The following is a 24,569-nucleotide window of genomic DNA, read 5'->3' as shown; positions in this document are numbered from 1 at the left end:
TCAACCAAACTTGTTGGTAATCATACCGCTAACACAATGGAAAGTAACGATGGCACTCAGGAAAATCATCGATTGGCTTATGCCCAATATCTGTATTTGTTGTCATGCCCCTCTAGCAACACATGATGTAATATGCCCGTATTGTCTCGCAGATATGCCGCTATTTGCTCATAGTGAGGGTAACTTGCTATTACGTCCTGATATTCAAAGAGACTTCGCGCTGCCAAATTGTAGTGGTTTGATTGCATGTGGATGGTATAAGAGCCAATTAAAAGTATGGTTAAAGGGCTATAAATTTCAACACAAAGCCTATTATAAAAAAGCGCTACAACAAGTTATTACACAACAGTTTAGTGGATGTTTGTCGCACGCTGCTTTTGCACCTGATTTAACCATCGTCATCCCCCTACATCCAATTCGATTAGCCACCCGAGGTTTTAATCAAGTCAGTCAAACATGGCAACCCTGTTTACTCAATACAGTCACGCCTATTCCTACATTAGTTAGGTCACACAACACGCAAGCTCAAAGTAATTTATCACGGCATAAACGACAGCATAATATTAAAGGGGCATTTTACGTTGAAGGCTCAATGGAGGGACTTAATGTAGCACTTGTTGATGATATTATAACCTCAGGTGCAACAATGAATGCAGCTGCACGCGCGTGTCTAGAAGCGGGTGCAGCGCAAGTTTGGGCATTTACTACCGCATTAACGCCCTTGAACCGATAGTGTGTGACCAAAAAATATAGCATTTGTCAGTAAACGACTACTTCCGTACCAATACCCTCTAAAAACAGGGTTATCTGTACTGGCTATCACGCTACCTTTCCCATATCGGTGGGCAATGACTGCTGCACCTTCGCTTATTTTCGAAACATTCTCTGCTGCGGCGTAGCCCGACAATAAAGGTTTTTCTACATATTTGCTGACCGATAAGAACGGCTTTTCAGGCGCTTTAAGCAACCAGGTGCTGTTTTTAAACACAGGTAATGTCGCACGCTCAAAGCCGAAGGAAAGCGGATGTGAAAGGTCGAGCTCAGTAGAAAAAATAGCGCCAGCGATACGCTGCTTACCGCCCAATGAATCTTGATCACCATAAGTCAGCTCCTTGGTATTAAACTGCTCAGCCATTTCTTTTTTACTCACGCTTTTCGCATTTAGCATTTGACTATCAAGCAGCCATTTTGCGCCTCTTTTATGACCCCAAATTACACCTCCCTTATTAACCCAACCAGTGATCAACACTTTAGCCCGATCTGACAAACGATTTAAACGACCATCTGTTAAAATGATATGGCTATATTTTGAGAGGTTTACTTGCGCGATTCTATCTTGTTCAACAAGTGTTGGCGCGATGCCTAAATGTTTATCCAAATGATACCAAACTTCACCAACTTCATACTGACTAGTCCCTTCACCTCCTACAAGCAATACCTTTGGCCGTGTGAGTGCGCTCATATTGCGAGACCCTAGATCAATGCCTTTACTTGTTAAACCTGTAGTGATGGGGTGAATTTTTACCGAAAACTTAGTTTGTGCCATATTCAAAAGTGCAAGCCAGCGCTTATTCTGCTGAAGCCCTGATGGAATAACGATACTACCTGAGGCAAAAGCGTGTTCTCCTGAGGTGGTTATAGCATTAAATGCTTTCATGGCTACGCGAGCTTCAATTTTATTCTTCAACAAAAAATTCAGCATTTTTGGAGCCTGCCATTGTTGCCATGAAAAGCTATAAGCATACGCATCTGGAAGCACTTCATATTGCTGCTTTGCAGGCAACTTCCAAGGTTGCTCGCTCACTTTTAACCCCCATGTACTATCTGCTTTAGCAAAATTCAAATTAAACGCATGTGCTAATGTCCACCCTGAAACATCATAGAAAGTATTATCTTGAAACGTTTTTTGTTCCGAGAATACCGCTTTAACTAATCGATATTGTGGCTGTGCTAATGGCACATAAATATCGCCTATTTGGTACTGGTATCCAGCCACTTTAAAGGGTTTTTGTAATGTAAACCCTTCGATTTGATGTTGTGACAGCAACGATAAAAACGTTTCAAATTTTTGTTGATCTTGCCCAGCAGATACCACATAACCTGCAAACTTCTCTTTATCTGCCAAAGCGACTGCCTGTTGATAAAACTGCTGTTGATAGGAAAGTAGTTGTTTTTTATTCGCCATTATCCCTGTAAATGTCGACAGACTAGTTGTTACCTGATTTTTTATGGTTTGCGCAAAACTGAGCTGTCCGTTGATTGTGTCTTGCACATGACCTCGGCTGCTTGCTTGTTCAAATAAAATGCCTATAGCGCCATTTGCATCCGGATAAGTAGATCCCTTTCCGTAATAAAAATCATCAAAGCTTTCTTGTGTAAAATAGAGCTGCTTATCATCATCTAAAGACTTGGCATGAAACTGTGCTAACACCTCAGTTAAAGTCACATTCATTTTAGGAGTTAGAGGGTGTGTCCGAGATGCAATACCGGGTTGAAAAAAGTAACTGCTATTCGATCCCATTTCATGGAAGTCAGTTAAAACATTTGGTTTCCATCGATGAAATTCAGACACCCGAGCTTGAGACTCTGGATGTTGCAGCAACAACCAATCTCTATTTAAGTCGAACATATAATGGTTTGTGCGTCCTGAAGGCCAAGCCTCCACATGCTCTCTATGTTGTGGATCCGCTGATAAATTCATACCTCGATTACTATTTGCCCATTGAGCAAAACGCGCTAAACCATCTGGATTTAGAGAGGGATCCAATAAAATAACCGTGTTGTTCAATAATTCTGTTACCACATCATTTTGCGCCGCTGCAAGATAATACGCCACCAGCAATGCCGCATTACTACCGGATGGCTCATTACCGTGCACACTATATCCCATCCAAGCAACCGCAGGTGTGCCCACACTGGTCTCTTCTGAAAATAACCGAGCCAAATGTTGGGTACGAATTTTTTCAATTCGTTGTAATTTATTAGGTGCCGTTATAGTCAATAACAGCAATGGCCGTTTTTCGTGAGTGTAACCGATTGTTTTTATTTGCACGCGATCACTCGTCTTGGCTAACACTTTCATATACTGTACTAATTGATCATGTCGCACATGCCATTGCCCAACCTCATACCCAAGTACTTCACTAGGCTTAGGAATGTTTGGGTTAAATTGAATATCTTCTGGAAAATAGTAATGAAGTGGCTTAGCCACCACCGAAAGAGGTAAACATATCGCTATTGCCAAACAAAAAAATAGAAACCGCATATCAAGACCTTAAAACTGATGATTGTTTAAACGCTAACAGCCTAATTAGAAGTTGCCAAATTTTTACGTCCAACACTAGCGACAACACGATGAGGGGAGTATCATACAAAGTATCCGAGTAATTTAGTCAAGTAATAGTCACAGTTATGATAACCATTTCAGAAACAGCTCAATCACATTTCGCTAAACTGCTATCCGATCAAGCAGAAGCAACTAACATTCGTGTGTTCGTCGTAAACCCAGGTACTTCTCAAGCCGAATGTGGTGTATCTTATTGTCCTGCTGATGCCGTCGAGGAAAGTGATATTCGCCTTAACTTTAACGGCTTCGATGCCGTGGTTGATGCTGAAAGCGCCCCATTTTTAGATGAAGCTGAAATTGACTTTGTCACAGACAAAATGGGCACACAACTTACCTTGAAGGCCCCCAATGCCAAAGCTAAAAAGCTGAGTGAAAATGCGGATCTAAATGAACGCGTTGAGTATATGCTAACCTCAGAAGTCAACCCGCAGCTGGCGAATCATGGTGGTCAGGTCAGCCTAGTTGAGATCACAGCAGAAGGGATTGCCATATTACAATTTGGGGGCGGGTGTAATGGCTGTTCAATGATTGATGTGACCCTTAAAGAAGGAATTGAAAAAGAAATGATAGCCAAGTTTGATGAAATCACCGGGGTACGTGATATCACAGAGCATCAAGCTGGTGAGCACTCTTATTATTAAGGCACCATGTTAAAAGCCATCTTTTATAAACTTGGGCAGCACCCTAAGCTGAGTCTCAGGCGCTTTTTTATTGGCTTGGGACTGTTTGCACTTAGCTGTATAGCCATTGCATATGGCTATTATGAGCAAGCATGGGTGCAGCTAATTGGGCTAGGATTACTAATCCCGGCATTGTTTTTTGCTGCATGGGGTTATCTTGGTATATTTGCTAATCGCTTTTCACAAGTCATTGCAACAATGCACCCTGATCAAATATCTTCTTATAACGATAAACCAAAGTGAGGCCTCTCGTTGCCATAAAGCAACTCATCGCAAACCATAAGCCATGATTCCCCCACTCCATCGTTAAATAAAACGGTACAAAAAATCCAACCATGAGTGCAATAAACATCGAGTTACGCATTTCCTTTGCTCGTGTTAGGCCGACAAATACGCCGTCGAATAAAAAGCATGCCATAGCAATAATTGGTAATACAATAAGCCATGGTAAATAAAGCTTAGCAGTGTTAATTACATCTGGAATATTCGTCAGTAACCCGATGATAGCTGAGCCAAATATCGCAAAAAAGACACAATATCCAATAGCAAAAATACTTCCCCACCATACGCTTACCTTAACCCACAAATGCAACTGTTGAACATCCCCTTCCCCTTTCGCTGCACCCACTTTCGCTTCGGCAGCATAAGCAATACCGTCTAATGCAAAGCTCACCAGCATGAGAAAGTTCAACAACACAGCATTGGCAGCAAGTATCGTTTCGCCTAATCGCGCACCATAAAAAGTCATGAAGCTAAAGCATAGTTGCAACAGCAAAGAGCGGATAAATATATCACGATTTAGGGTCAACAAACCTGCAATACTTTCCTTTGAAGGCAAGGATCCCCCCCAAGAAACACCGTGACGAGCGAATAGTTTTTTAACTAAACACACCGCTAACACCAATGCGCTATAATCCGCGATTACAGACGCCCAAGCCGCACCAGCGACCCCAAAATCTAGTACGACTACAAACACCACATCTAAAACAATATTCACAATATTGGTAAACAACACCAAATAAAATGGGCCTTTCCCATAATGCATGCCAAGCATGAGCCCGAGTAATACTAAATTACTTAGTGCCGCGGGAGCACTCATAATTCGAATAGAAAAATAACTGTTCGCCTGTAACATCACTTGTGGTGACGTCCCCGACAATGCCTCTATCGAAGACATTAATACTGGACTCAAAGCGATAAGCGTAACCGAAAAAATAAGAGACAAAAATAAACTGCTTAACAGAAGTTGCTTAACTCTTACGAAGTCTTTAGCACCAAATGCCTGTGCGATAACACCTGTTGTACTCATCCTTAAAAAACTCGCCAACCAAAATAGAATCGCAATGCTTCCTGATCCTAAAGCAATACCGGCTAAATAATAGGCACTTGAGAGATGCCCAATCACAGCCGTATCAACTAAACCTAGCAAAGGTACTGAGATATTTGATAAAATCATCGGTCCCGCAAGTAAAAGTAAAGCGAAGTGGTAGGACTTATGTTTGCTAAGAAAATGACCCATATTGTATTTTTGGCCTCAATGTTGATGACTCGCAGCGTGTATGCCGCAGTAATATTACAGTATCATCACGTCAGCGAAAAGCTGCCCGCTGTAACCTCAGTAAGTAGTGATACATTTACAGCACACCTTCAATATCTTAAAGAAAATAATTTTAAAGTTGTGCCATTAAACACACTCTTACACAAACTAAAGCATGGTCTAGCGGTAGGACCTAACACGGTCGCCATTACCTTTGATGATGGTTACGACAACAACATCACAGATGCCGCTCCCTTACTTGAAAAATTTAACTATCCGTATACTATTTTCGTCAACCCCAAGCTCATTGACGAACAACAAAGTTACGTCATGACTTGGGATGAATTAAGAACGCTTGCCAAACGAGGAGCATTGATCGCGAATCACAGTGCACAACATGATTATCTCCATAAAAAGTTAACGGGAGAAACCCATGACGTGTGGTACACACGAATTAAGCAAGATATCACCTGGTCAGAACAACGCATTAAAGAAGAAGTGGGGCATAATGCAAAGCTATTAGCTTACCCTTATGGCGAGTTTAACACTGCACTACAACAACTTGTTGCGGAGTTAGGCTATATTGGCATAGGACAGCATTCTGGGGCTGTGAGCATGTACTCTGATTTCACTCGTATCCCACGTTTTCCGGCATCTGGAATTTATGCTGATTTAAACACGCTCAAGACAAAATTACATTCAAATGCTTTTTCAATCGCAGCTGCGCAATATGATAATTCAGTGACATCACAATCAAAGCCAATAATCACACTCACCTTCCACAACAAGCCCTTCCATACTAGCCAATTAGCTTGCTTCATATCTGGGGGAGGCACTGCTGAGCTAACGTGGTTAAATGATAAAAGTGTCTCCATCACTTCTTCACACGTTCTGACATTAGGTCGTTCAAGGTATAACTGTACCGCCCCGATTAAAGGGAAACCGGGTCAATACTACTGGTACTCGCAGCCATGGGTAATTATTAAGTCTCATCACGACAATTAAACTCAAACATGCCACCTCTACTTAGTGACTGATGACAACAATGTCTGAGCTACTCGACTCAGTGGTATAACAGTCTGTGCAGCCTCAAGCTGCACAGCCGCCCGAGGCATACCCCACACCACACAACTCGCTTCATCCTGTGCTGCAGTCTTTGCTCCGTTCTGTCGCAACTTTAACATCCCTTTTGCACCATCACTTCCCATGCCGGTTAAAAGCACGGCACTCACTTGTTTTGCCAATGGGATCAGTGAATCAAACAAAACATCCACAGCAGGTTTATGCCGATTCACAGGATCACCATCATACAGCTCACAGACCGTCACCGAGCCGCGTTTCACTATTTTTAAATGTTTATCCCCTGGCGCGATGAATACTTTACCTGGTCCCAACACATCTCCATGTTCCGCCTCTTTAACAAGCACACTCGTGCAACGATCCATACGTTGTGCAAAAGACGCACTAAATACAGGGGGAATATGTTGTGTTATCACAGTAGCAGGAGCATGCTTTGGCAGCTTCATCAATACTTCTTTAATTGCTTCTGTTCCCCCCGTCGAAGCTCCAATCGCCAAAATCGCGTTGACTTTATACTGTTGTGACTGGCCTATGACCGTTGGAGGAATGTGATCTGACGCCTTAAATGGCCTGATCCGTGCTTGAGCAGCAACTCTGACCTTTTCTTGTAATGTATCAGCATACGCTTGTAACTGTTCTGACACATTCACCTTTGGTTTAGCAATAAAATCAACAGCACCAATTTCTAATGCCTCAAGCGTGGCTGGTGATCCTTGCTGAGTCAATGTCGAAATCATGACTACTGGCATAGGTCGCAAACGCATTAAATTTCTTAAAAAGCTTAAGCCATCCATTTTAGGCATTTCTATATCAAGTGTTAGTACATCAGGGTGAAGTGTTTTAATCAACTCCCTTGCTTGATATGGATCTTCTGCGCATCCAACGACTCGAATGTCTGCGGCTTGTTGCAATACCTCTGTTAGTATCCCTCTTATTAAGGGAGAATCATCAATTACGAGTACTTTAATCATGCTCCCTCCTAAAACAACTCTATATCAGTTTTTGCGTCTTGCGTTTCAATGTCATGTAGATACCTAACTTCTCTCTTTTCTATCGTATCATTATGCATTTCACGCAACTTTTTCACCTGTGCTTTTCCCGTTTGAGGATGAAACACCACCTTTCTAGGCCATGGCCCTCCAACATCGTGTGATACCAGATCTAACGCTTCATCTTTAATATAAGCATTCGCAAACCGTATATTACCAACACCAATATCAGTCATTGAGCGGATTATTTTCCCTCCACCAAACAACTTTATTTTTAAATTCTCTCTTGCAGCACCATTTTTAAGCACTTCATTTATAAGATATTCCATTGCCCAGTGACCATATCGACAATTTAAATCATCAGCATGAATTTCTTCCATGCCTTTCACTCCTGGCAACATAAAATGATTCATACCACCAATGCCTAATCTATCATCATACACACACGCCGCAATACACGAACCTAATACTGTCGATATTAATTCATCATTTTTAGACACATAAAATTCACCTGGGAGCACTTTTGCTACCACCATCGAACGACCGGAATCCCAAAAGCGCTTAACATGTTCAAAACCACTTATGACTGACTTGAACTGCTTATCCATTGCATATCTTCTTATACGTGGTTTTACCTAAATTCTTAAATTCATCATGCTCTTTACCCATCGTTTCTGAATGGCCAATAAACAAATGCCCATCACGTGATAACATCTCATGATATCGCCTAAATAACGTATCTTTAGTTTCCTTATCAAAATAAATCAGTACATTACGGCAAAAAATCACATCAAATGGGCCTTTCATAGGCCAGTTTTCAAGTAAATTTAATCGCTTAAATGAAATCTGTTGTTGTAACTGTGGTTTAACTCTATATGCCTTTTCATCGGCGCTTTTTAGAAAAAATAATTTCAACTGGTTTGCTGCCAAACCCGTAATAGTATCCGGTTCATACACTCCTTGTTGCGCTTTGCTAAGTACATTTGAATCTAAATCAGTCGCTAAAATTTTCACGTCCCATGATGATGGAAATTTATCCATAATAGTCATTGCAATGCTATATGGCTCTTCACCCGTAGAACAACCAGCAGACCAAATTCGTACTCGCCGAGACTCCCTATTCGTCTCTAAAAGTGAGGGAATAATTTGCTCCAATAAATACTCGAAATGATGATTTTCTCTGAAAAAAGACGTTAAGTTTGTTGTAATTGCATTAATAAAGTGGCTAAATTCAGCATCACTATGCGTTTCTAAATACCGCAAATAATCAGTAAATGAAGTGAGGCCATTCGCCCTTATTCGCCGTGCAATTCGAGAATAAACCATTTCTCTTTTATGCGGGCCAAGCACAATACCACATGCTTGATACACCCGCTCAGAAATCACTTTAAAGTCCATATCAGTAAACGTAAATTCCCGCATCCCACAGGCTCCTTTTTTATTGAATAGAAAGCGCTATGTCATGTATTAAAACTCTTCCCACTCTTCCGAATTGTCTGCAAATTGATTGCCTGTTGCGGGTGCATTAGCGCCCTCATTTGCAGTGGAATGCTCAATACGTGCAGATGCTTGAGGTGGGCGATTAGCTAATGCCTCAGGCACCGAATGCGTTTGTGACGATAACCCCATCGTTGTGGCCTCCGATTCCTCATTCAAAGAGAAGTAATTAAGTAATCTTTTCATATTGTTAGCTTGTTCTGCCATCGACTCACCCGCGGCAGATGCTTCTTCAACAAGAGCCGCATTTTGTTGGGTCATTTCATCCATCTGCGTGACCGCTTTATTCACTTGCTCAATACCTGAGCTTTGTTCCACCGAGGCTTCAGCTATATCAGAAATCATCTGCGTAACACGTTTTACTGAGGCAACAATATCCTTAAGTGTTTCTCCGGATTCGTTAACCAAAATTGTACCGTCTTCAACCTTACCCACACTGTCACGGATCAGATCTTTGATTTCTTTTGCCGCACCAGCCGACCGCTGTGCTAAATTGCGCACTTCACCTGCAACTACAGCAAACCCGCGGCCCTGTTCACCCGCTCGAGCGGCTTCAACGGCTGCATTAAGCGCCAGCAAATTCGTCTGGAAAGCAATTTCATCAATCACGCCAATAATATCTGCTATTTTTTTACTCGACTCATTTATTGCAGACATACTCGCGACTGCACGATTAACAACCTCACCACCGAGCATTGCTTTATCGCATGTCTCCTCAGCTAAGCTATTTGCAATTTTTGCATTATCTGCATTTTGTCTAACCGTACTGGTCATTTCTTCCATACTAGACGCTGTTTCTTCTAATGACGAAGCTTGTTCTTCTGTTCTTTGACTTAGATCAGTATTTCCCTGTGAAATCTCTTCTGCACCACTGGCCACCAGCGTCGCGGAAGAATTAATTCGATTGAGCACCTCGGTTAATTTATCAGCAGTGGCATTCGCATCTTGCTTTAACTTGTCAAAAGCACCATGGTAATTTGCATTAACACGGCGTGTTAAATCACCATTGGCCAGCGCATCTAACATTTGTGCCGTATCTGACACTGCTCCATCAACAATACCGACAAGCTCGTTTAAACCTTGAGTTAAACGTAAATAAAAACCTTGTTTATTCGCTTCTTCCAATCTAGTGCTTAAATCACCTTTACCTGCTGCAACAACAAGCCCATTAACTTCCGCTTCAATCGCTACTTCCGCCGTTCTATCGCTCCACTCAACCACTGTACCAATTCTTTCTCCATCAGCACCTATAATTGGATTAGCGACCAACCCAAATGTCCGGCCACCAACTAAAATTTCCGTTTTATAAACTGATGTCAAACGCTCTAACATACTTCGTTGATGTGATGGATCCTTGTGGAAAATGTCAATATTTGAGCCAAGTAAAGTACGACTATCAAAATGTGGTAAATCTTTTTTAATATCACTTTCTGCATTGCCCATCATATGAACAACGGCTTTGTTCATATAGACGATATTGTGTTCGTCATTTGCAATCATGGTATTCGTTGCCACATTATCAAGTGCCCGCTTCACTCGTAAATTTTCATTTGCGCGTTCTTGCTCTTCTTTCTCTTTAGCCAAACGTTTGGTTTTGTCTTCCCATTCAACCACTGTACCCAGTCTTTCATTATTATCATCGTATACCGGTGTGGCTATCAGTCCAAATATAAAGCCAGCCACCTCAATGTCTGTCTTGTAGGTTTGTGTTAGTTTCGCCAATAAGTGTCGTTGATGGCTGGGGTTTACATGAAATACATCGATACATTCACCAATTAACTTACTTGCATCAAAATTAGGTAGCGCACTTCTAAGCTGTGCTTGATTAGCAGTCAACATTTGTAATACTGAGTGATTGGCATAAACAATATTCAAATCGGGATCGGCTAACATTACATTCGCTTGGCACACATCTAATGCGCTCGATATACGAGCTGTGTGTGCGGACAGCACTCGCTGCTTCTCCTCAAACTCTAATTTTTCCGTTATATCTTTCCATTCAACCAATGTTGCGATACGCTCATGCTGATCATTGAATACTGGTGTCGCTATTAACTCAAACGTCAAGCCTGCAACTTTAATCTTTGTCGTATATACCTGAGACAGACTCCCTAATAAACTCCTTTGATGTGCGGGATTTACATGGAATGCATCAATATTCCTGCCAACTAAGCCATCTACACGAAAACTTGGCAAACTCTCTTGTAACTTAGCTTCGTTATCTTTTAACATTTGGGCTACTGAATCATTCAGATACGTAATATTAAGATCTGTATCAGCGACCATGATGTTTGCTTGGCACACTCGCAAGGCTCTAATTAAACTATCTATATGACTTTTATCAGATTTAGGGGACTGCTCTGATTGTGCGGTCAAAGCACGGTGTAATTGCGAGTAATGACTAAAATCAATCGTGGCTATTGTTTCTATCTCTTGAACTTGTAAAAACGGCAAAACGCGCTCAACGCACTCAAGTTGAGCGAGATAATGACTAAAGCAATGCTTCAAATACAACACGCAAGCTAATACAGCAATAATAGGCACCAACATCATTGCACTATTTATCAGTGTCAGATCAATACCTATAAGCTTAAATGCCAAAGCAATACAGGCAATTTGAGCGATGCCAACATACATCAATTTATTATTAATTGGCCCCTGTAAATTATGATTACTCATGTTCTCTCCACCTTACCCATGCTGCATATAATTTGCGCTCAAATCTAACACTCTCGCTAAATTAAGTAACACAACCATTTTCTCGCCGACATTTACTAAGCCATGTACATATTGTGCATTATCAGAATCCTGAAAATCAGGAACATCTTTGGCCTTTTCCTCAGAAATACTATAAACATCCGAGACCGCATCTACGACTAAGCCCATTACTTTGAGCTGATCTTTTATCTCAACTGACACAACAATTACAACAGTTAGAGGGCCATACGCCACACTTTCAATCCCAAAGCGTAACCGTAAATCAATAATGGGGACTATCGTCCCTCGTAAGTTAATCGCCCCTTTAACAAACGCTGGGGCATTAGGAATAACGGTGGCATCCTCCCAACCTCTAATCTCTTGAACTGCTAAGATATCCATTCCATATTCTTCACCAGCCATCATAAATGTAAGGTACTGATCTTCATCTTGTTGACCGCCTAGAATTAATTGTTGGTTTAAATCAGCTTGTTCATTCATCATGCAACCTCAACAGCTTTCGCTTCTACTAGAAGCTCTTGTGATCCAGGCCGCTTTAAACCACTTAGTTTTATCAAACCGCTAATATCAATAATCAATGATACTCGACCATCACCAAGTATTGTTGCACCCGATACTCCATCCACCTTTTGATAGTTAGCTTCAAGGCTCTTAATTACGACTTGTTGCTGGGCTAATAAATCATCAACAAGTAAGCCAACTTTATGGTTGTCACTTTCCACAACAACTAAGAGTGTTTTATCAAGCTCCTCAATTGCTCCTTGATGGCTAAAAATGTCGTAGAGTCTCAAAATCGGGATATATTCATCCCTTAGCCTCAATACATCCAAATCTTTGCCAACGCGACTGACTTTTGAAATATCAATTTGTAACGATTCAACGATTGAAATGAGTGGAATAATGTAAGTGTGCTGAGCAACCTTGACTAATTGACCATCAAGAATCGCTAATGTTAACGGTAAACGTATTGTAAATGTTGAACCAACACCTGGTGCAGACGACACCTCAACAGAGCCATTTAATGCTTGAATATTTCGTCGCACAACATCCATACCCACTCCCCTGCCAGAAATATCACTCACTGCGTCTGCAGTAGAAAAACCTGGCATGAAAATAAGTTCATTTATTTCATCTGCACTGAGCTCATCAGATTCTTGCACCAGACCATTTGCAATGGCTTTTTCTTTAATTTTCTCTGTATTTAAACCTTGCCCATCATCCATAATTTCGATCACAATGTTTCCTCCTTGATGAAATGCATTTAAGGTAACAGTGCCTACTGGATCTTTGCCCGCAGCAACTCGCTGCTCAGGAGTCTCTAATCCATGATCCAAAGAGTTTCTCACTAAATGCACCATTGGATCGGAAATTTTCTCCATAACCGTTTTATCCAGTTCGGTTTGTTCCCCTAACAGTTTCAACTCAACTTGCTTATTAAGTTTCTGTGATATATCTCGGACTAAGCGAGGAAAGCGGCTGAATACAAAGCTAATAGGTAACATTCTAATACGCATAACATTTTCTTGCAGATCTCGGGTATTATGAGCAAGCTGCGCCAAACCTTCCTGTAATGAAGTAATGGTCGTCTCTGTTATATCCTGCTCTCCGATTTGACTCAGCATGGCTTGTGTAATAACAAGTTCTCCAACCATATTTATCAGAGAATCGACCTTATCAATACCCACTCGAATAGACGTGGAGCTTTGTTCTGATGGTTTTTTTGGTTCAGCTTTTTTCCCGGGAGAATTGACTGAAATTTCAGCTTTAACCGGTTTTGGAGATGGCGTTTCGAGGCCACTATTACTCTCAGTATTGACATTTTCTGTTTCTACATCTGCGTTACTGGCGACCTTACCAAATAGCCCGCCGCACATTGTAATTTCAATATGTGCATCATCTTCAACCCACTCAAAAATCTCTTTAATTGCTGATTCAGATTTGATGGTTGTCAAAAAAAATCGCCAACTTAAAAAGCACTCATCTGGACTTAAATTTTCGATACTTGGGATCCCATCATAGAAAGCTGTGGTTTCTAATTCTCCAAGTTCAGCTAATTCGCTAATCATGTAGAGGGGTTCATTACCGGTTTTAAACAAATGAGGCAAAGGCTTAAAATCAATTTGGTAAGTAGACTCTCCTGAAGACTCTGGAAGTGACTCAACAGACTCTTCAGCCACACCATCACTCATACCGAGAATCACTTCAAATTTTAACCTTAGTTCATTGGCTTCACTAAGGTCTGGTGCTTGTTCTGCTTGAAGTGCCCCCAATAAAGCCCGCAAACAATCGACTGATTTGAGTAACAAGTTTACATGCTCAGCAATTAATTGACGTTGCCCATCACGGATCTGATCTAAAAGTGTTTCTAAAACATGGGTAAAATCGGACACTGACGTAAAGCCAAAAGTGCCACTGCCACCTTTAATAGAATGTGCGGCTCTGAAAATTGTATTGATCGTTTCGGAGTCTTCAGCGCCTGGTTCTAAATTAAGTAACTCGGCTTCCATTGCATCTAACCCTTCAAAGCTTTCCTCAAAAAAAACTTCAAAGAATTGACTTAAATCAATACTCATAAGGCACTCCTAGATCAACGAATAACCTTTTTTAATACCGCTAACAACTGCTCCGGGTTAAACGGTTTAACAATCCACCCTGTAGCCCCTGCTGCTTTACCTTCGGTTTTCTTATCTAAACCCGATTCAGTAGTCAACATTAACAATGGGGTGAATTTATAATTAGGTAGCGAGCGCAGTTCTCGAATTAAGGTAATACCATCCATCACAGGCATGTTCACATCAGATATAACGGCGTCAAACCCCTGCTGCTTTGCAATACTAAGCGCCTCACTGCCATCTTTAGCCTCAGTTACATCAAAACCCGCTTTTTTTAATGTGAATCCGACCATTTGTCGCATTGATGCAGAATCGTCTACAGCCAAAATCTTTTTCATACAGACCTCTTAATTAACACTATCTAGGGCTAAATATTGTACTAGCCCTAACTCATCGACTGCATTAGTAAACGCAGTACTTTGCCCGTGCCAGACTATTTGATGATTGATGTTCTGGAGATGTTTTTGTAACGCACAAAGCAATTGAATTGACGCCGTATCAGCTCTACAGACTTCAGAAATATCAATACAAACGTCATGCTCTACATGCAGTTCTTGCTGTAACTGCTGATGTAAATCTTCAACTTGACTTATCGTCAACTCAGGTGAAAGTTTTAACATATGCAGGGCACTGTCCTTGTAAATTTATATTTATAAACTCAGCTTAGACGCAGATGTAAAAAATGCCATAAAAGTTAATACAAAAAAGGTAAAAATAATTAGCGTGTTAGCTATAAATACCGGAAAAACGCGCACTATAATTCAAGCACATTATCCCGTATTTCTGTTCTTACATTGCAATAAGGTTAAAATCAGAGATCAGCGTAGCAACATCAATCAATGGAATTTCATTTGCCGTGTATTTAGCCTTGAAAATAGCCGCTAATTCACCATTTGGATTAATCAATGCCACCGACGCGCTATGATCAACATAATACTCTGAGTCTTCACTGTTATTAATCGCATAAATTAACCCAATATCACGTACAAACGGAAATAATGTCGCGTGAGGCCCACTCATCGCTTTAAACTCGTGATTGAAATAGTCTATATATGCTTGACGCTTTTCAACAGTGTCCCTTTGCGGGTCTACTGATATAAACCAAATAGACAATGGAACACTATTTTGTAATCGTTGATGTACTTGAGCAAGTTTCGCCAATGTCATCGGACAAATATCAGGGCAACTCGTATACCCTAGAAACAACAATGTCCATTGTCCTAGTAAATCTTGCTCAGTCAACGTTTCGCCATGTTGGTCTGTTAACGCAAATTGTTTGATAAGTTTTGGCTGTTGATAATGAACCGTCAAATCAGATACCACCGGTTTTTCTGAGCACCCAAGTAATAAAACCGAAACGATCCCAAGTAAGATATAACGCATTACATAATCCATTTATCTGCAAAAAGAGCGATAAATAGTAGCAGTAAATGACTTATTGAAAAACGAAAAAGCGCCATCGCTTTCTCATCTGAGGGCCAATAATACAGACTCACACTTTTAACGATAAACCAACCATTTAATAGACTTGAACACACTAAATAAAACCATCCAGACATCGAAATTAGATAAGGTACAATGCAGATAAGTGCGAGTAATATGGTATAAACAATCATGCATAGTTGCGTGAACTGTGTACCATGAGTTACAGGCAACATCGGAATATTAGCACGCTGATAGTCATTTCTTCGGGCTATAGCCAATGCCCAAAAGTGTGGAGGGGTCCAAGCAAAAATAATCATGACTAAGAGTAAAGGCTCTGCATCTAACTGCCCAGTTTCACTTACCCAGCCAAGAAGTGGCGGCATCGCACCAGCTAATCCACCAATCACGATATTTTGGGGGGTTGCTCGCTTTAAGAATAAGGTATAAACAACGGCATAACCTAAAAGAGCTAGCAGCGTTAATACTGTACACAGTAGGTTACTCCACTGTAAAAGAACAACAACTCCTATCACGGTCAACCCTGAGGAAAATAACAATGCATCACGCACCGTTAATCGGTCCGTCGCGACAGGTCTGTGTCGCGTTCGCGCCATCTTTTGATCTATTTCTCTGTCGACAACATGGTTAACGGCCGCTGCCGCTGCCGCTAAAGCACCAATACCCAATAAACTCATTATTTGGGATACCCAACTGCGATCCATCTCTGGCGCCAAAGCAATACCAACCCAAGCAGTGATTACCAACATGGCCACTACTTTCGCTTTACAAATGGCAATGTAGTTACCCACTGAGTGCCACCAAGAAGCATACACACTTTGATTCATAACCGCTGTTTTCATACTACGTCTCCACATCGGTACTTGATTAAAAAACACAACCTAACCATGCTAGTCAATAACATAGCTGCCATAAAATTATGAAAGAGGGTTAAAAGTAGCGGAAATTGTAAATATACAATCGCCGCTCCCACACTCAACTGAATAATCAATAATGCCACGACCCAGAGAATGGCATATTTGAAAGTTGTTGATGTTGCGAGTGCATACAGCTTGATAGCCATTACAAATATCGCAATTGACGTGACCAGCGCCCAAAATCGATGAACAAAATGGATAGACAGCCTCGTTTCAAATGGTAATACGCCATACTCATAATTTTCTTGGCCAATTGGTAAATGAAATAAGCTATTTATTGAAAACAACTCCATATTGTTACATGCAGGAAGGCCCGTGCAATGAGGTGCAGCATAATTCGCGGCCACCCAACCACCTAAAGCAATTTGAATAACCAATATTCCCAAGACAAACAGTACCATTTTAAACCGGTGAGATACCTTGTCAGCCAATGGACTCAAACTAGTTGCAACGCGAAAGTAGAGTAATGACAACAACGATAAAATACTAAAGCCCCCTAATAAATGCCCCATCACTATAAAAGGTTGCAAATTCATAGTTACCGTCCACATTCCCAACGCGCCTTGGAATAAAATGAGTAAGGTTAATAAACAAACAAGCTTTGTAGGTAAAGGACTTTCCCGCTTATACTTAATCGCTATTACACATAAAAACAGAACAAGTAACCCTAAAATCGCCGCAAAATATCTATGGATCATTTCAATCCAAGCCTTTTCATGTTCAATCTCACTTTCAGGGAACTGAGACTGCGCAACAAACACATCTTCAGCTAATGTAGGTACTGACATAAAGCCATAACACCCTGGCCAATCTGGGCAGCCAAGGCCTGAGTTACTTAAACGCGTATATGCACCTAACGTGACAACTACAGCAGCCAATAAGCAACCGAAGAGTGCTATTTTTCGATAATTATATTGCATACTCCCCCCTAACTACTTCTTGCATAATTCAACAACTTCTTCAGATCTTTCAACATTCCTTTATGATTCATACGATTTTCTTGAGCATCAAAGCTATGATCATATGCCAACACTACAAGCCCTCGATGATCGATCAAATACAACTTACCGGCCTCCAGTTCGGTCAAACTAGGATATGCCAGCATCTTACTATCACCTGTCTCTCTCCCTAAAATAGCCAAACTGACCCGCTTTTTATTTTTCCCTAACGCTGTATACGTATTAGTTAAATCATTTAACTGATGTGTGCATGCTCGTGTACAATGAATCGGTGCATTTAAAGCAATGGTCCAAAGTACGCCAGGCTCTTGTTGCCAACCTGCAATAGAAATCTCACCCTCAACGAACTTTCCATTATTTGTTACACGGTCAGGTAACCAATTAAAAGACACTGCAATATAAGCAAGCAAAAATGGCACACTACAGCAACATAGAAATAACCACATTGGTTTATTTTTCATTGAGTTTCTTCCTTTTTTTTCAACATAAAATATCCAATTGCAGCAGCGGATATGCCTATTAACAACCATTGCAGCGCATAGGCTTGATGCTTTTGAGGAGACATAACTACAGCTTGATAATGCGGTTGCCCAACAACTGCTTGGGTACCTACTTGATACGTCAAAAATGGATATATACTTAACCCAGTAATATTCAAAAAATAAGATAGGTCGATATATTGAAGTAAATTAGGCTGATTAATATCCATTGCTGGCTGTGATGCTAGCGTAAAACCTTGAATATCCTTGCTCTTAATCTGTAAGTTAAGCTCTATTTGCTCATCCGGCAAATTCAATAAAGGTAATGTTCTAGATGCAGGTGCTGCCACAAACCCTAAATTAACAAGCAGCATTCCATTAAGGTTATTGGCGTCAAATAGGGTCACCACGTCATATCCTGTTTGACCTTCAATAACTTTGTTATCTAAAAACCAGATATTCCCCTGTACAAAATGCCCCACAACTTTTATTTTTGCACTATGAAGCAGATCCGGTGACGTGACCAGAAACTTCCTTAAATCAGACCTCGGCGCAGCTAAGTGTGCCAGCTCCTGCTTGAGTAGTGATTCTTTATTTTCCCCCCTTAACCATTGCCATCGCGCGAGCAATAAACACACAGTAACAATAAGTATTACTGCCAATGTCACCAAAGTTGAACTAAGCTTGTAACGACTCACTTCTTGCATATAGGCCTCTAAATGTTGATTAAACTTGTTATCGTATTTTTATTATTATTTATCTTATTCAACCTATTTAGAGCACTTTATTTAATGGTCTCTAACACTCAAGGAAATAAACCTATGTCTTTTTACCTCGGGCGCCGGGTTATTTACTCTGTGTTTGTGATTTTACTTATCTTATGTAGTGCACTATTTGAACTTCTTCCGCTTAATAGCACACCATTACTCATAGAACATACACAAATACAAACAAACACAACCAGACAACATCAACAAAATGCCAATACCAAGCAGCCGCTTGAAAAGCAAAGTGTTGTTTAGAGTCCAAATGCCCCTTGAATATACGCAGTAAAACAACCATTAACATCAAAGTGCCTAGTGTCACGTGCATACCATGAAACCCTGTAAGCAAGTAAAATGTATTGCCATAAAGCCCTGATTGTAATGTCAAATTCAGATCATTATAGGCATGCATATACTCTGCGACTTGCAACCCTAAGAACACCACGCCAAGTAACACAGTTAAACTCAAAAATACTTTCAGTTTTGCTCGTTCATCACGCTCTATAGCGACATGTGCAAAATGAATTGTGACAGAAGAAGTTAAAAGAATAATTGTGTTGATTAACGGTAAGCCCTGCCACCCCATCGCATTTGTGGTATCACCAGCTGGCGTAGTTAACAGCGGCCAAACGGCCTCAAAGTTCGGCCAAAGCACCTCGTAAGTCATCGCATTATTGCTGGCTCCTCCTAACCAAGGCACAGATAACACCCGGGCATAAAACAATGCCCCAAAGAATGCTAAGAAAAACATTACCTCAGAAAAAATGAACCAACTCATACTCTGACGAAATGAACGATCCATTTGCGCCGAATATAACCCTTTTTGCGACTCTTCAATTACATGTTTGAACCAACCAAACAACATGTATATCAAAACACCAATCCCTGCATATAAAATATAACTCCCACTCGCATTTTCGGAATTAACTTGCATGACAGTCAAGCCAGCACCGATGGCAACTAAAAACATTGCGACGGCACCAATTATTGGCCACTGACTTTGCTCTGGTACATAATAGTTTTCATATTTTTGTTCCACGAATCTCTCCTAACTTGCGACTGCACTTGCAGTCACAGTATGAATATTGGCTTGTGCTGAGTCACTAATATCAAATACGGTGTATGACAACGTTAACTCTTTCACATCAAGGGGTAACTCTGTGTCTACATAAAATAATAACTTGAACTCAAGTTGCTCACTTGCAGCAAACGCTTGCTTATCAAAACAAAAACATGCCATTTTATGTAGATACTTTGCTGCTCTTCCTGGAGAAACTGAAGGAACGGCTTGCATAACTCGTGCACTTTTACTTAAGTTTTGTGCTGAAAATATCACTTCCGTCATCTCACCAGGTTTAACTTGGACCATATACTGCTGCGCTTTCACGGCAAATGGCGCACTTTGTTGTGCATGGGTCGTAAAGCTCACATCAACCGTTCTGGAGTTGACAATTTGTTGGCTTTGCGCCGCCACTTCCATATTCGGCTTGCCATTAAGGCCCGTCACATCACAAAACACGTCATAAAGAGGCACTAATGCAAAAGCAAAAGCAAACATTGCCACCGCACTCAACAATAATTTCTTTAATAAGACACTGTGTTCCATTATTTAACCTCTGGCGGAGTACTGAAGGTATGGTATGGTGCAGGGGATGCAACCTCCCACTCAAGCCCTTCAGCTCCATCCCAAACTTTGCTTGGGACAGACTCTCCACCACGAGCACATTTATAAACAACCAAAACAAACAATAACTGCGATAACCCAAAAGCAAAGCCGCCAATGCTTATTATGGCGTTAAAATCCGCAAACTGGAGGGCGTAGTCAGGAATACGCCGAGGCATACCAGCAAGACCGACAAAATGCATAGGAAAGAATAAGACATTAACGCTTATTAATGACAACCAAAAGTGCCATTTTGCAAGGGCAATGTTATACATGTGGCCCGTCCATTTCGGTAGCCAATAATAAGCTCCTGCCATAATTGAGAACACGGCACCGGTTACCAATACATAATGAAAGTGCGCAACGACAAAATAGGTATCATGATATTGAAAATCAGCAGGTGTTATTGCTAGCATCAAGCCTGAGAAACCACCTAACGTAAATAACACAATAAAGGCAATGGAAAACAGCATTGGGATTTCGAACGTTATTGACCCTCGCCACATCGTCGCCACCCAATTGAATACCTTCACCCCTGTTGGAACCGAGATCAACATAGTCGCATACATGAAAAATAGCTCGCCAGCCAGTGGCATCCCAGTAGTAAACATATGATGTGCCCAAACAACAAAAGAAAGCAGTGCGATTGAAGAAGTTGCATACACCATTGAGGCGTATCCAAATAATTTTTTCCGTGAGAAGGTTGGTACAATGGTGGAGATGATCCCAAAAGCGGGCAAAATCATGATATATACCTCTGGATGGCCAAAGAACCAAAATATATGTTGGAACATTACCGGATCACCACCACCTGCTGCGTCAAAAAAACTAGTGCCAAAATACTTATCAGTTAATACCATAGTGACAGCACCTGCTAATACAGGCATAACCGCTATCAAAAGAAATGCGGTGATCAACCACGTCCATACGAATAACGGTAACTTCATCCAAGTCATACCTGGTGCTCTCAAATTGACTATGGTTACAATCACATTAATTGCCCCCATAATTGAGCTGATCCCCATTATATGAACCGCAAATACAAATAGCGCGGTGTTATCATTGCTATATGTCGTCGATAGTGGCGCGTAGAATGTCCAACCAAAAGCTGGCCCACCACCTTCCATAAACAATGACATTAATAGGATTGAAAAAGCGAATGGCAGGATCCAAAAGCTCCAGTTATTCATTCTAGGTAACGCCATATCTGGCGCGCCTATCATCATGGGTATCATCCAATTTGCTAACCCCGTGAACGCTGGCATTACAGCCCCAAAAACCATAATTAAACCATGCACGGTAGTCATCTGATTGAAAAAATGCGGATCGACTAGTTGCAGTCCAGGCTGAAATAGCTCGGCGCGAATGACCATTGCCATCGCCCCTCCGACGATGAACATAGTCAGAGAAAAAATTAAATACAGAGATCCTATATCTTTATGATTTGTTGTATAAAGCCAACGCTTAAATCCTTTCGGCATATGGTGGTGTTCATGGTTTTGCTCTTGAGATTCAACCAATGTACTCATTGTTCTTTCTCCTTAGTCGCGTCTATTTCTAATTGTATTTGACTAGGTTGAACCACTTCACCAGTATCATTACCCCAGCTATTACGCTTATAGGTAATAACACCAGCAATTTGTTTGATAGACAGTTGCTTCCCAAATGCCTGCATGGCTGTTCCTGGTTTACCATTAAGTAAAATATCAATGTGAGGTTGCAAATCACCTGTCACCATAGGGCTCCCCTTTAAGGCAGGAAACACACCAGGTAATCCCATTCCTGTTGGTTGATGGCATGCTGCACAGTAACCCATGTAAACTTGCTCCCCAACGGCCATTAATTCTTCTTTGCTTAACGTTTGATCTAGTAATGCAGCACTTGCTGCCGCTTCTATCGATTTTTGTTGTTTGGCCTGAACCAACCAGAGATCAAATTCATCAGGCGCCCTTGCATCAACGACGATTGGCATAAACCCATGATCTTTTCCACATAGCTCAGCACATTGTCCTCTATAAATTCCTGCCTCATTTACATTAGTCCAAGCTTCGTTAATAAAACCGGGATTTGCATCTTTTTTCACTGCAAAGTCGGGGACCCACCAAGAATGAATTACATCATCAGAGGTCATCAGAAATCGTACTTTTTTTCCGGTCGGTATAACCAATGCTTTGTCCACTTCCAACAAATAATGCTCACCCTTTTCTTCCTTATCATTCATCTGCTCTCTTGGTGTGGAAAGTACAGAGTAAAAATCTACATCATGGCCCATGTACTCGTAATGCCACTTCCATTGAGAGCCGGTCACTTTAATGGTTAGATCTGCTTTACTTGCATCTTCCATCGCTATCAACGTTTTAGTAGCCGGTATAGCCATTACGACCAATATAACAAATGGAATCGCAGTCCAAAGAATTTCTACTTTGGTACTTTCGTGAAATTGAGCTGCAATAGCGCCTTTAGATTTTCGGTGATGTATGAGTGCCCAAAACATCACCGCAAAAACGATGACACCTATAACACAACATATCAGGAAGATAGTCATATGGAGTTGATAGACATTTTGACTTATGTCTGTCACTCCTTGTCGCATATTGTAAGCACTATTACTGGTCGCACTAAACGAGAGTAATAAAACGAATAAGCTTACAAACGCATGGCATGCTTTCATGTGACGCCCCTTTATTTTACGCTAGTAAATGACCTTTTCACTAAAATGCGCATGGTGTTTTTATTATCGGATGACTGTCATGAGCTGCGACTTTCGTCGAATGCTAAACTGCGTGACTATTAACTAATTAGTCAATAAATAAGCAATTTGCAAGTTTTAAGGTGTTTTTAAACAACTAGAGGGGAAGTGTTTGAATTTATTTAGCACAATAGAATTAAAATCTAAGTGAAACAGGTGAATTTAGAGATAAACTCACCATTTTACTTAATGAAGTTGATGCTATTGGATGTAATTACATCCAATTACCATTTCTTATCACACCAACTGCTAAGCCTTCTATTGCAAAAGACTCATGCTCCAAGTCAACCTCAATCGCTGAAAAGTCGTCATTTTCTGCGTGTAATAAAACACGTTTACCTGCTTTCTCTAAGCGCTTTACAGTTACGTCTTCATCCACTCTGGCAACAACTACTTGTCCATTTTCAGCCACTTGAGTACGATGTACTGCTAGTAAATCTCCATCGATAATACCAATATCTTTCATACTCATCCCATTAACCCGCAATAAGTAGTCGGCCACAGGCTTAAATAAAGACGGATCGACTTGGCAATGCGTTTCGATGTGTTGCTGTGCTAAAATGGGTTCACCAGCAGCAACCCTGCCAATCAAAGGGAGACCTAATTGCTCTGCCTCATCTTCGACGGCTAATCGAATTCCTCTACTTGCTCCGGGGACCATCTCAATAACCCCTTTTTTTGCCAGTGCTTTCAAGTGCTCTTCTGCAGCATTTGCACTTTTAAAGCCTAATGCATCTGCAATTTCTGCACGTGTTGGTGGCATTCCTGTATCTTTAATAAATACTTTAACGAGTTCAAATACTTGTTCTTGTCTTTTTGTCAGAGGTCGCATACAACTGGTTTTCCATACAGTATTATTTACTGTGAGTATATACAGTTAGATATAAATCGCAAATATTTGTCATAAAAATAGGTGAAGCTGCAAAATGGGGAGGCAAATAGCGATATGACCTAACATCTTTAGGCTTTCTCAAATCGGTTTATTTCACCGGCTTAATTTAAAAACCTCCTCTCCTATACACATTAGCCACAGCCTATAAATTCAAAGGTAATCGCATCTAGAATTGATAAAAAACTTATAAAACAAAACGCTAAAAAATGAACGTTATTTAATAGGAAGTGATATGCTGATTAAT

General features: G+C 40.9%; 25 protein-coding genes. 5 read left to right on the top strand and 20 right to left on the bottom strand.

Translation table 11 applies throughout. The features are described from left to right. Nucleotides 1–49 precede the first annotated feature (49 nt). Complete coding sequence (locus tag J8L97_RS10090) at nucleotides 50–733, top strand: ComF family protein (protein ID WP_211049286.1); 684 nt, start codon at nucleotides 50–52, stop codon at nucleotides 731–733. On the opposite strand, the gene J8L97_RS10085 is transcribed toward J8L97_RS10090, so the two are convergent. Next, entirely contained in the window at nucleotides 713–3,265 is a 2,553-nt protein-coding gene (locus tag J8L97_RS10085; RefSeq protein ID WP_211049284.1) for a M14 metallopeptidase family protein, read from the bottom strand. The two genes, J8L97_RS10090 and J8L97_RS10085, sit on opposite strands and share 21 nt — an antisense overlap. A 146-nt stretch (nucleotides 3,266–3,411) precedes the next feature. Between J8L97_RS10085 and nfuA the strand changes: the two genes are divergently transcribed. Beyond that, nucleotides 3,412–3,987 (top strand): Fe-S biogenesis protein NfuA, encoded by a 576-nt coding sequence (gene nfuA, locus J8L97_RS10080; protein WP_192506118.1) that lies wholly within the window; start codon nucleotides 3,412–3,414, stop codon nucleotides 3,985–3,987. Between the two features lie 6 nt (nucleotides 3,988–3,993). Continuing rightward, nucleotides 3,994–4,269, top strand: a complete 276-nt coding sequence (locus J8L97_RS23500) for a hypothetical protein (RefSeq protein WP_247688630.1) — start codon at nucleotides 3,994–3,996, stop codon at nucleotides 4,267–4,269. Here J8L97_RS23500 and J8L97_RS10075 read toward each other — a convergent pair. Continuing rightward, nucleotides 4,214–5,482: an MATE family efflux transporter gene (locus J8L97_RS10075; protein ID WP_211049283.1), complete on the bottom strand. Its 1,269-nt coding sequence runs from the start codon at nucleotides 5,480–5,482 to the stop codon at nucleotides 4,214–4,216. The two genes, J8L97_RS23500 and J8L97_RS10075, sit on opposite strands and share 56 nt — an antisense overlap. Before the next feature lie 39 nt (nucleotides 5,483–5,521). Between J8L97_RS10075 and J8L97_RS10070 the strand changes: the two genes are divergently transcribed. After that, nucleotides 5,522–6,568: a polysaccharide deacetylase family protein gene (locus J8L97_RS10070; RefSeq protein ID WP_211049281.1), complete on the top strand. Its 1,047-nt coding sequence runs from the start codon at nucleotides 5,522–5,524 to the stop codon at nucleotides 6,566–6,568. A gap of 17 nt (nucleotides 6,569–6,585) precedes the next feature. Here the strand turns inward: J8L97_RS10070 and J8L97_RS10065 are convergent, their stop codons facing one another. The 13 genes from J8L97_RS10065 to J8L97_RS10005 form a co-directional block, all read right to left on the bottom strand. Beyond that, a complete protein-coding gene (locus J8L97_RS10065; RefSeq protein WP_211049279.1) occupies nucleotides 6,586–7,614 on the bottom strand; it encodes a chemotaxis response regulator protein-glutamate methylesterase in 1,029 nt (342 codons plus the stop codon). A gap of 8 nt (nucleotides 7,615–7,622) precedes the next feature. Next, complete coding sequence (gene cheD, locus J8L97_RS10060) at nucleotides 7,623–8,240, bottom strand: chemoreceptor glutamine deamidase CheD (protein ID WP_192506122.1); 618 nt, start codon at nucleotides 8,238–8,240, stop codon at nucleotides 7,623–7,625. Further along, entirely contained in the window at nucleotides 8,233–9,054 is an 822-nt protein-coding gene (locus tag J8L97_RS10055; protein WP_211049276.1) for a protein-glutamate O-methyltransferase CheR, read from the bottom strand. The genes cheD and J8L97_RS10055 overlap by 8 nt, the downstream gene beginning before the upstream one ends. 45 nt (nucleotides 9,055–9,099) lie before the next feature. After that, nucleotides 9,100–11,808 carry a methyl-accepting chemotaxis protein gene (locus tag J8L97_RS10050; protein WP_211049273.1) on the bottom strand — a complete coding sequence of 903 codons (2,709 nt, stop codon included), beginning with the start codon at nucleotides 11,806–11,808 and terminating at the stop codon, nucleotides 9,100–9,102. A 12-nt stretch (nucleotides 11,809–11,820) separates the two neighbouring features. Then, complete coding sequence (locus J8L97_RS10045; protein WP_211049271.1) at nucleotides 11,821–12,330, bottom strand: chemotaxis protein CheW; 510 nt, start codon at nucleotides 12,328–12,330, stop codon at nucleotides 11,821–11,823. Then, a complete protein-coding gene (locus tag J8L97_RS10040) occupies nucleotides 12,327–14,420 on the bottom strand; it encodes a chemotaxis protein CheA (protein ID WP_211049268.1) in 2,094 nt (697 codons plus the stop codon). The genes J8L97_RS10045 and J8L97_RS10040 overlap by 4 nt, the downstream gene beginning before the upstream one ends. 14 nt (nucleotides 14,421–14,434) lie before the next feature. Continuing rightward, nucleotides 14,435–14,797 (bottom strand): response regulator, encoded by a 363-nt coding sequence (locus tag J8L97_RS10035; protein WP_192506127.1) that lies wholly within the window; start codon nucleotides 14,795–14,797, stop codon nucleotides 14,435–14,437. 9 nt (nucleotides 14,798–14,806) lie between these two features. Further along, complete coding sequence (locus tag J8L97_RS10030; protein WP_192506128.1) at nucleotides 14,807–15,079, bottom strand: STAS domain-containing protein; 273 nt, start codon at nucleotides 15,077–15,079, stop codon at nucleotides 14,807–14,809. Nucleotides 15,080–15,248: 169 nt separating this feature from the next. Beyond that, nucleotides 15,249–15,842: an SCO family protein gene (locus J8L97_RS10025; RefSeq protein WP_211049265.1), complete on the bottom strand. Its 594-nt coding sequence runs from the start codon at nucleotides 15,840–15,842 to the stop codon at nucleotides 15,249–15,251. Next, a complete protein-coding gene (gene cyoE / locus J8L97_RS10020; RefSeq protein ID WP_211049261.1) occupies nucleotides 15,842–16,744 on the bottom strand; it encodes a heme o synthase in 903 nt (300 codons plus the stop codon). Before cyoE ends, J8L97_RS10025 begins: the two co-directional genes overlap by 1 nt. Then, nucleotides 16,741–17,739, bottom strand: coding sequence for a heme A synthase (locus J8L97_RS10015; RefSeq protein ID WP_211049258.1), 999 nt, complete (start codon nucleotides 17,737–17,739; stop codon nucleotides 16,741–16,743). Before J8L97_RS10015 ends, cyoE begins: the two co-directional genes overlap by 4 nt. 8 nt (nucleotides 17,740–17,747) lie before the next feature. Continuing rightward, a complete protein-coding gene (locus J8L97_RS10010; RefSeq protein ID WP_211049255.1) occupies nucleotides 17,748–18,239 on the bottom strand; it encodes a transmembrane cytochrome oxidase associated protein in 492 nt (163 codons plus the stop codon). Then, complete coding sequence (locus J8L97_RS10005) at nucleotides 18,236–18,964, bottom strand: SURF1 family protein (protein WP_211049252.1); 729 nt, start codon at nucleotides 18,962–18,964, stop codon at nucleotides 18,236–18,238. The genes J8L97_RS10010 and J8L97_RS10005 overlap by 4 nt, the downstream gene beginning before the upstream one ends. Before the next feature lie 12 nt (nucleotides 18,965–18,976). Between J8L97_RS10005 and J8L97_RS10000 the strand changes: the two genes are divergently transcribed. Continuing rightward, nucleotides 18,977–19,279: a DUF2909 family protein gene (locus J8L97_RS10000; RefSeq protein WP_211049250.1), complete on the top strand. Its 303-nt coding sequence runs from the start codon at nucleotides 18,977–18,979 to the stop codon at nucleotides 19,277–19,279. Here the strand turns inward: J8L97_RS10000 and J8L97_RS09995 are convergent. From J8L97_RS09995 to lexA, 5 genes are all read right to left on the bottom strand, one after another. Beyond that, nucleotides 19,185–20,060, bottom strand: a complete 876-nt coding sequence (locus J8L97_RS09995) for a cytochrome c oxidase subunit 3 (RefSeq protein ID WP_211049246.1) — start codon at nucleotides 20,058–20,060, stop codon at nucleotides 19,185–19,187. The two genes, J8L97_RS10000 and J8L97_RS09995, sit on opposite strands and share 95 nt — an antisense overlap. Before the next feature lie 9 nt (nucleotides 20,061–20,069). Further along, entirely contained in the window at nucleotides 20,070–20,627 is a 558-nt protein-coding gene (locus J8L97_RS09990; protein ID WP_211049243.1) for a cytochrome c oxidase assembly protein, read from the bottom strand. Further along, on the bottom strand, nucleotides 20,627–22,213 hold the full coding sequence (gene ctaD / locus J8L97_RS09985; RefSeq protein ID WP_211049240.1) for a cytochrome c oxidase subunit I: 1,587 nt from the start codon (nucleotides 22,211–22,213) through the stop codon (nucleotides 20,627–20,629). The genes J8L97_RS09990 and ctaD overlap by 1 nt, the downstream gene beginning before the upstream one ends. Then, nucleotides 22,210–23,355, bottom strand: coding sequence for a cytochrome c oxidase subunit II (coxB, locus tag J8L97_RS09980; protein ID WP_211049237.1), 1,146 nt, complete (start codon nucleotides 23,353–23,355; stop codon nucleotides 22,210–22,212). Before coxB ends, ctaD begins: the two co-directional genes overlap by 4 nt. Before the next feature lie 292 nt (nucleotides 23,356–23,647). Continuing rightward, nucleotides 23,648–24,265: a transcriptional repressor LexA gene (lexA, locus tag J8L97_RS09975; RefSeq protein WP_210997760.1), complete on the bottom strand. Its 618-nt coding sequence runs from the start codon at nucleotides 24,263–24,265 to the stop codon at nucleotides 23,648–23,650. Nucleotides 24,266–24,569 lie beyond the last annotated feature (304 nt).

Origin of the sequence: Pseudoalteromonas sp. MMG012, from assembly GCF_018100875.1 — a bacterium.
In the GTDB taxonomy this organism is placed as follows: Bacteria; Pseudomonadota; Gammaproteobacteria; order Enterobacterales; family Alteromonadaceae; genus Pseudoalteromonas; species Pseudoalteromonas aurantia.
Note: the sequence above shows the minus strand (reverse complement) of the source record. Positions and strands in the feature narration are given on the sequence as shown.

Excerpts from the sequence above, each read along its gene's own strand:
- cyoE (WP_211049261.1), bottom strand. The coding sequence starts at position 16,744 with ATGAAAACAGCGGTTATGAATCAAAGTGTGTATGCTTCTTGGTGGCAC.
- lexA (WP_210997760.1), bottom strand. The coding sequence starts at position 24,265 with ATGCGACCTCTGACAAAAAGACAAGAACAAGTATTTGAACTCGTTAAA.
- J8L97_RS10045 (WP_211049271.1), bottom strand. The coding sequence starts at position 12,330 with ATGATGAATGAACAAGCTGATTTAAACCAACAATTAATTCTAGGCGGT.
- J8L97_RS10055 (WP_211049276.1), bottom strand. The coding sequence starts at position 9,054 with ATGCGGGAATTTACGTTTACTGATATGGACTTTAAAGTGATTTCTGAG.
- J8L97_RS10040 (WP_211049268.1), bottom strand. The coding sequence starts at position 14,420 with ATGAGTATTGATTTAAGTCAATTCTTTGAAGTTTTTTTTGAGGAAAGC.
- J8L97_RS10090 (WP_211049286.1), top strand. The coding sequence starts at position 50 with ATGGCACTCAGGAAAATCATCGATTGGCTTATGCCCAATATCTGTATT.
- ctaD (WP_211049240.1), bottom strand. The coding sequence starts at position 22,213 with ATGAGTACATTGGTTGAATCTCAAGAGCAAAACCATGAACACCACCAT.
- J8L97_RS10015 (WP_211049258.1), bottom strand. The coding sequence starts at position 17,739 with ATGCAATATAATTATCGAAAAATAGCACTCTTCGGTTGCTTATTGGCT.
- J8L97_RS10025 (WP_211049265.1), bottom strand. The coding sequence starts at position 15,842 with ATGCGTTATATCTTACTTGGGATCGTTTCGGTTTTATTACTTGGGTGC.
- J8L97_RS10035 (WP_192506127.1), bottom strand. The coding sequence starts at position 14,797 with ATGAAAAAGATTTTGGCTGTAGACGATTCTGCATCAATGCGACAAATG.
- cheD (WP_192506122.1), bottom strand. The coding sequence starts at position 8,240 with ATGGATAAGCAGTTCAAGTCAGTCATAAGTGGTTTTGAACATGTTAAG.
- J8L97_RS10085 (WP_211049284.1), bottom strand. The coding sequence starts at position 3,265 with ATGCGGTTTCTATTTTTTTGTTTGGCAATAGCGATATGTTTACCTCTT.
- J8L97_RS10070 (WP_211049281.1), top strand. The coding sequence starts at position 5,522 with ATGTTTGCTAAGAAAATGACCCATATTGTATTTTTGGCCTCAATGTTG.
- J8L97_RS09990 (WP_211049243.1), bottom strand. The coding sequence starts at position 20,627 with ATGGAACACAGTGTCTTATTAAAGAAATTATTGTTGAGTGCGGTGGCA.
- J8L97_RS10075 (WP_211049283.1), bottom strand. The coding sequence starts at position 5,482 with ATGATTTTATCAAATATCTCAGTACCTTTGCTAGGTTTAGTTGATACG.
- nfuA (WP_192506118.1), top strand. The coding sequence starts at position 3,412 with ATGATAACCATTTCAGAAACAGCTCAATCACATTTCGCTAAACTGCTA.
- J8L97_RS10005 (WP_211049252.1), bottom strand. The coding sequence starts at position 18,964 with ATGCAAGAAGTGAGTCGTTACAAGCTTAGTTCAACTTTGGTGACATTG.
- J8L97_RS10030 (WP_192506128.1), bottom strand. The coding sequence starts at position 15,079 with ATGTTAAAACTTTCACCTGAGTTGACGATAAGTCAAGTTGAAGATTTA.
- J8L97_RS23500 (WP_247688630.1), top strand. The coding sequence starts at position 3,994 with ATGTTAAAAGCCATCTTTTATAAACTTGGGCAGCACCCTAAGCTGAGT.
- J8L97_RS10050 (WP_211049273.1), bottom strand. The coding sequence starts at position 11,808 with ATGAGTAATCATAATTTACAGGGGCCAATTAATAATAAATTGATGTAT.
- coxB (WP_211049237.1), bottom strand. The coding sequence starts at position 23,355 with ATGAAAGCATGCCATGCGTTTGTAAGCTTATTCGTTTTATTACTCTCG.
- J8L97_RS10000 (WP_211049250.1), top strand. The coding sequence starts at position 18,977 with ATGTTGATTAAACTTGTTATCGTATTTTTATTATTATTTATCTTATTC.
- J8L97_RS10065 (WP_211049279.1), bottom strand. The coding sequence starts at position 7,614 with ATGATTAAAGTACTCGTAATTGATGATTCTCCCTTAATAAGAGGGATA.
- J8L97_RS10010 (WP_211049255.1), bottom strand. The coding sequence starts at position 18,239 with ATGAAAAATAAACCAATGTGGTTATTTCTATGTTGCTGTAGTGTGCCA.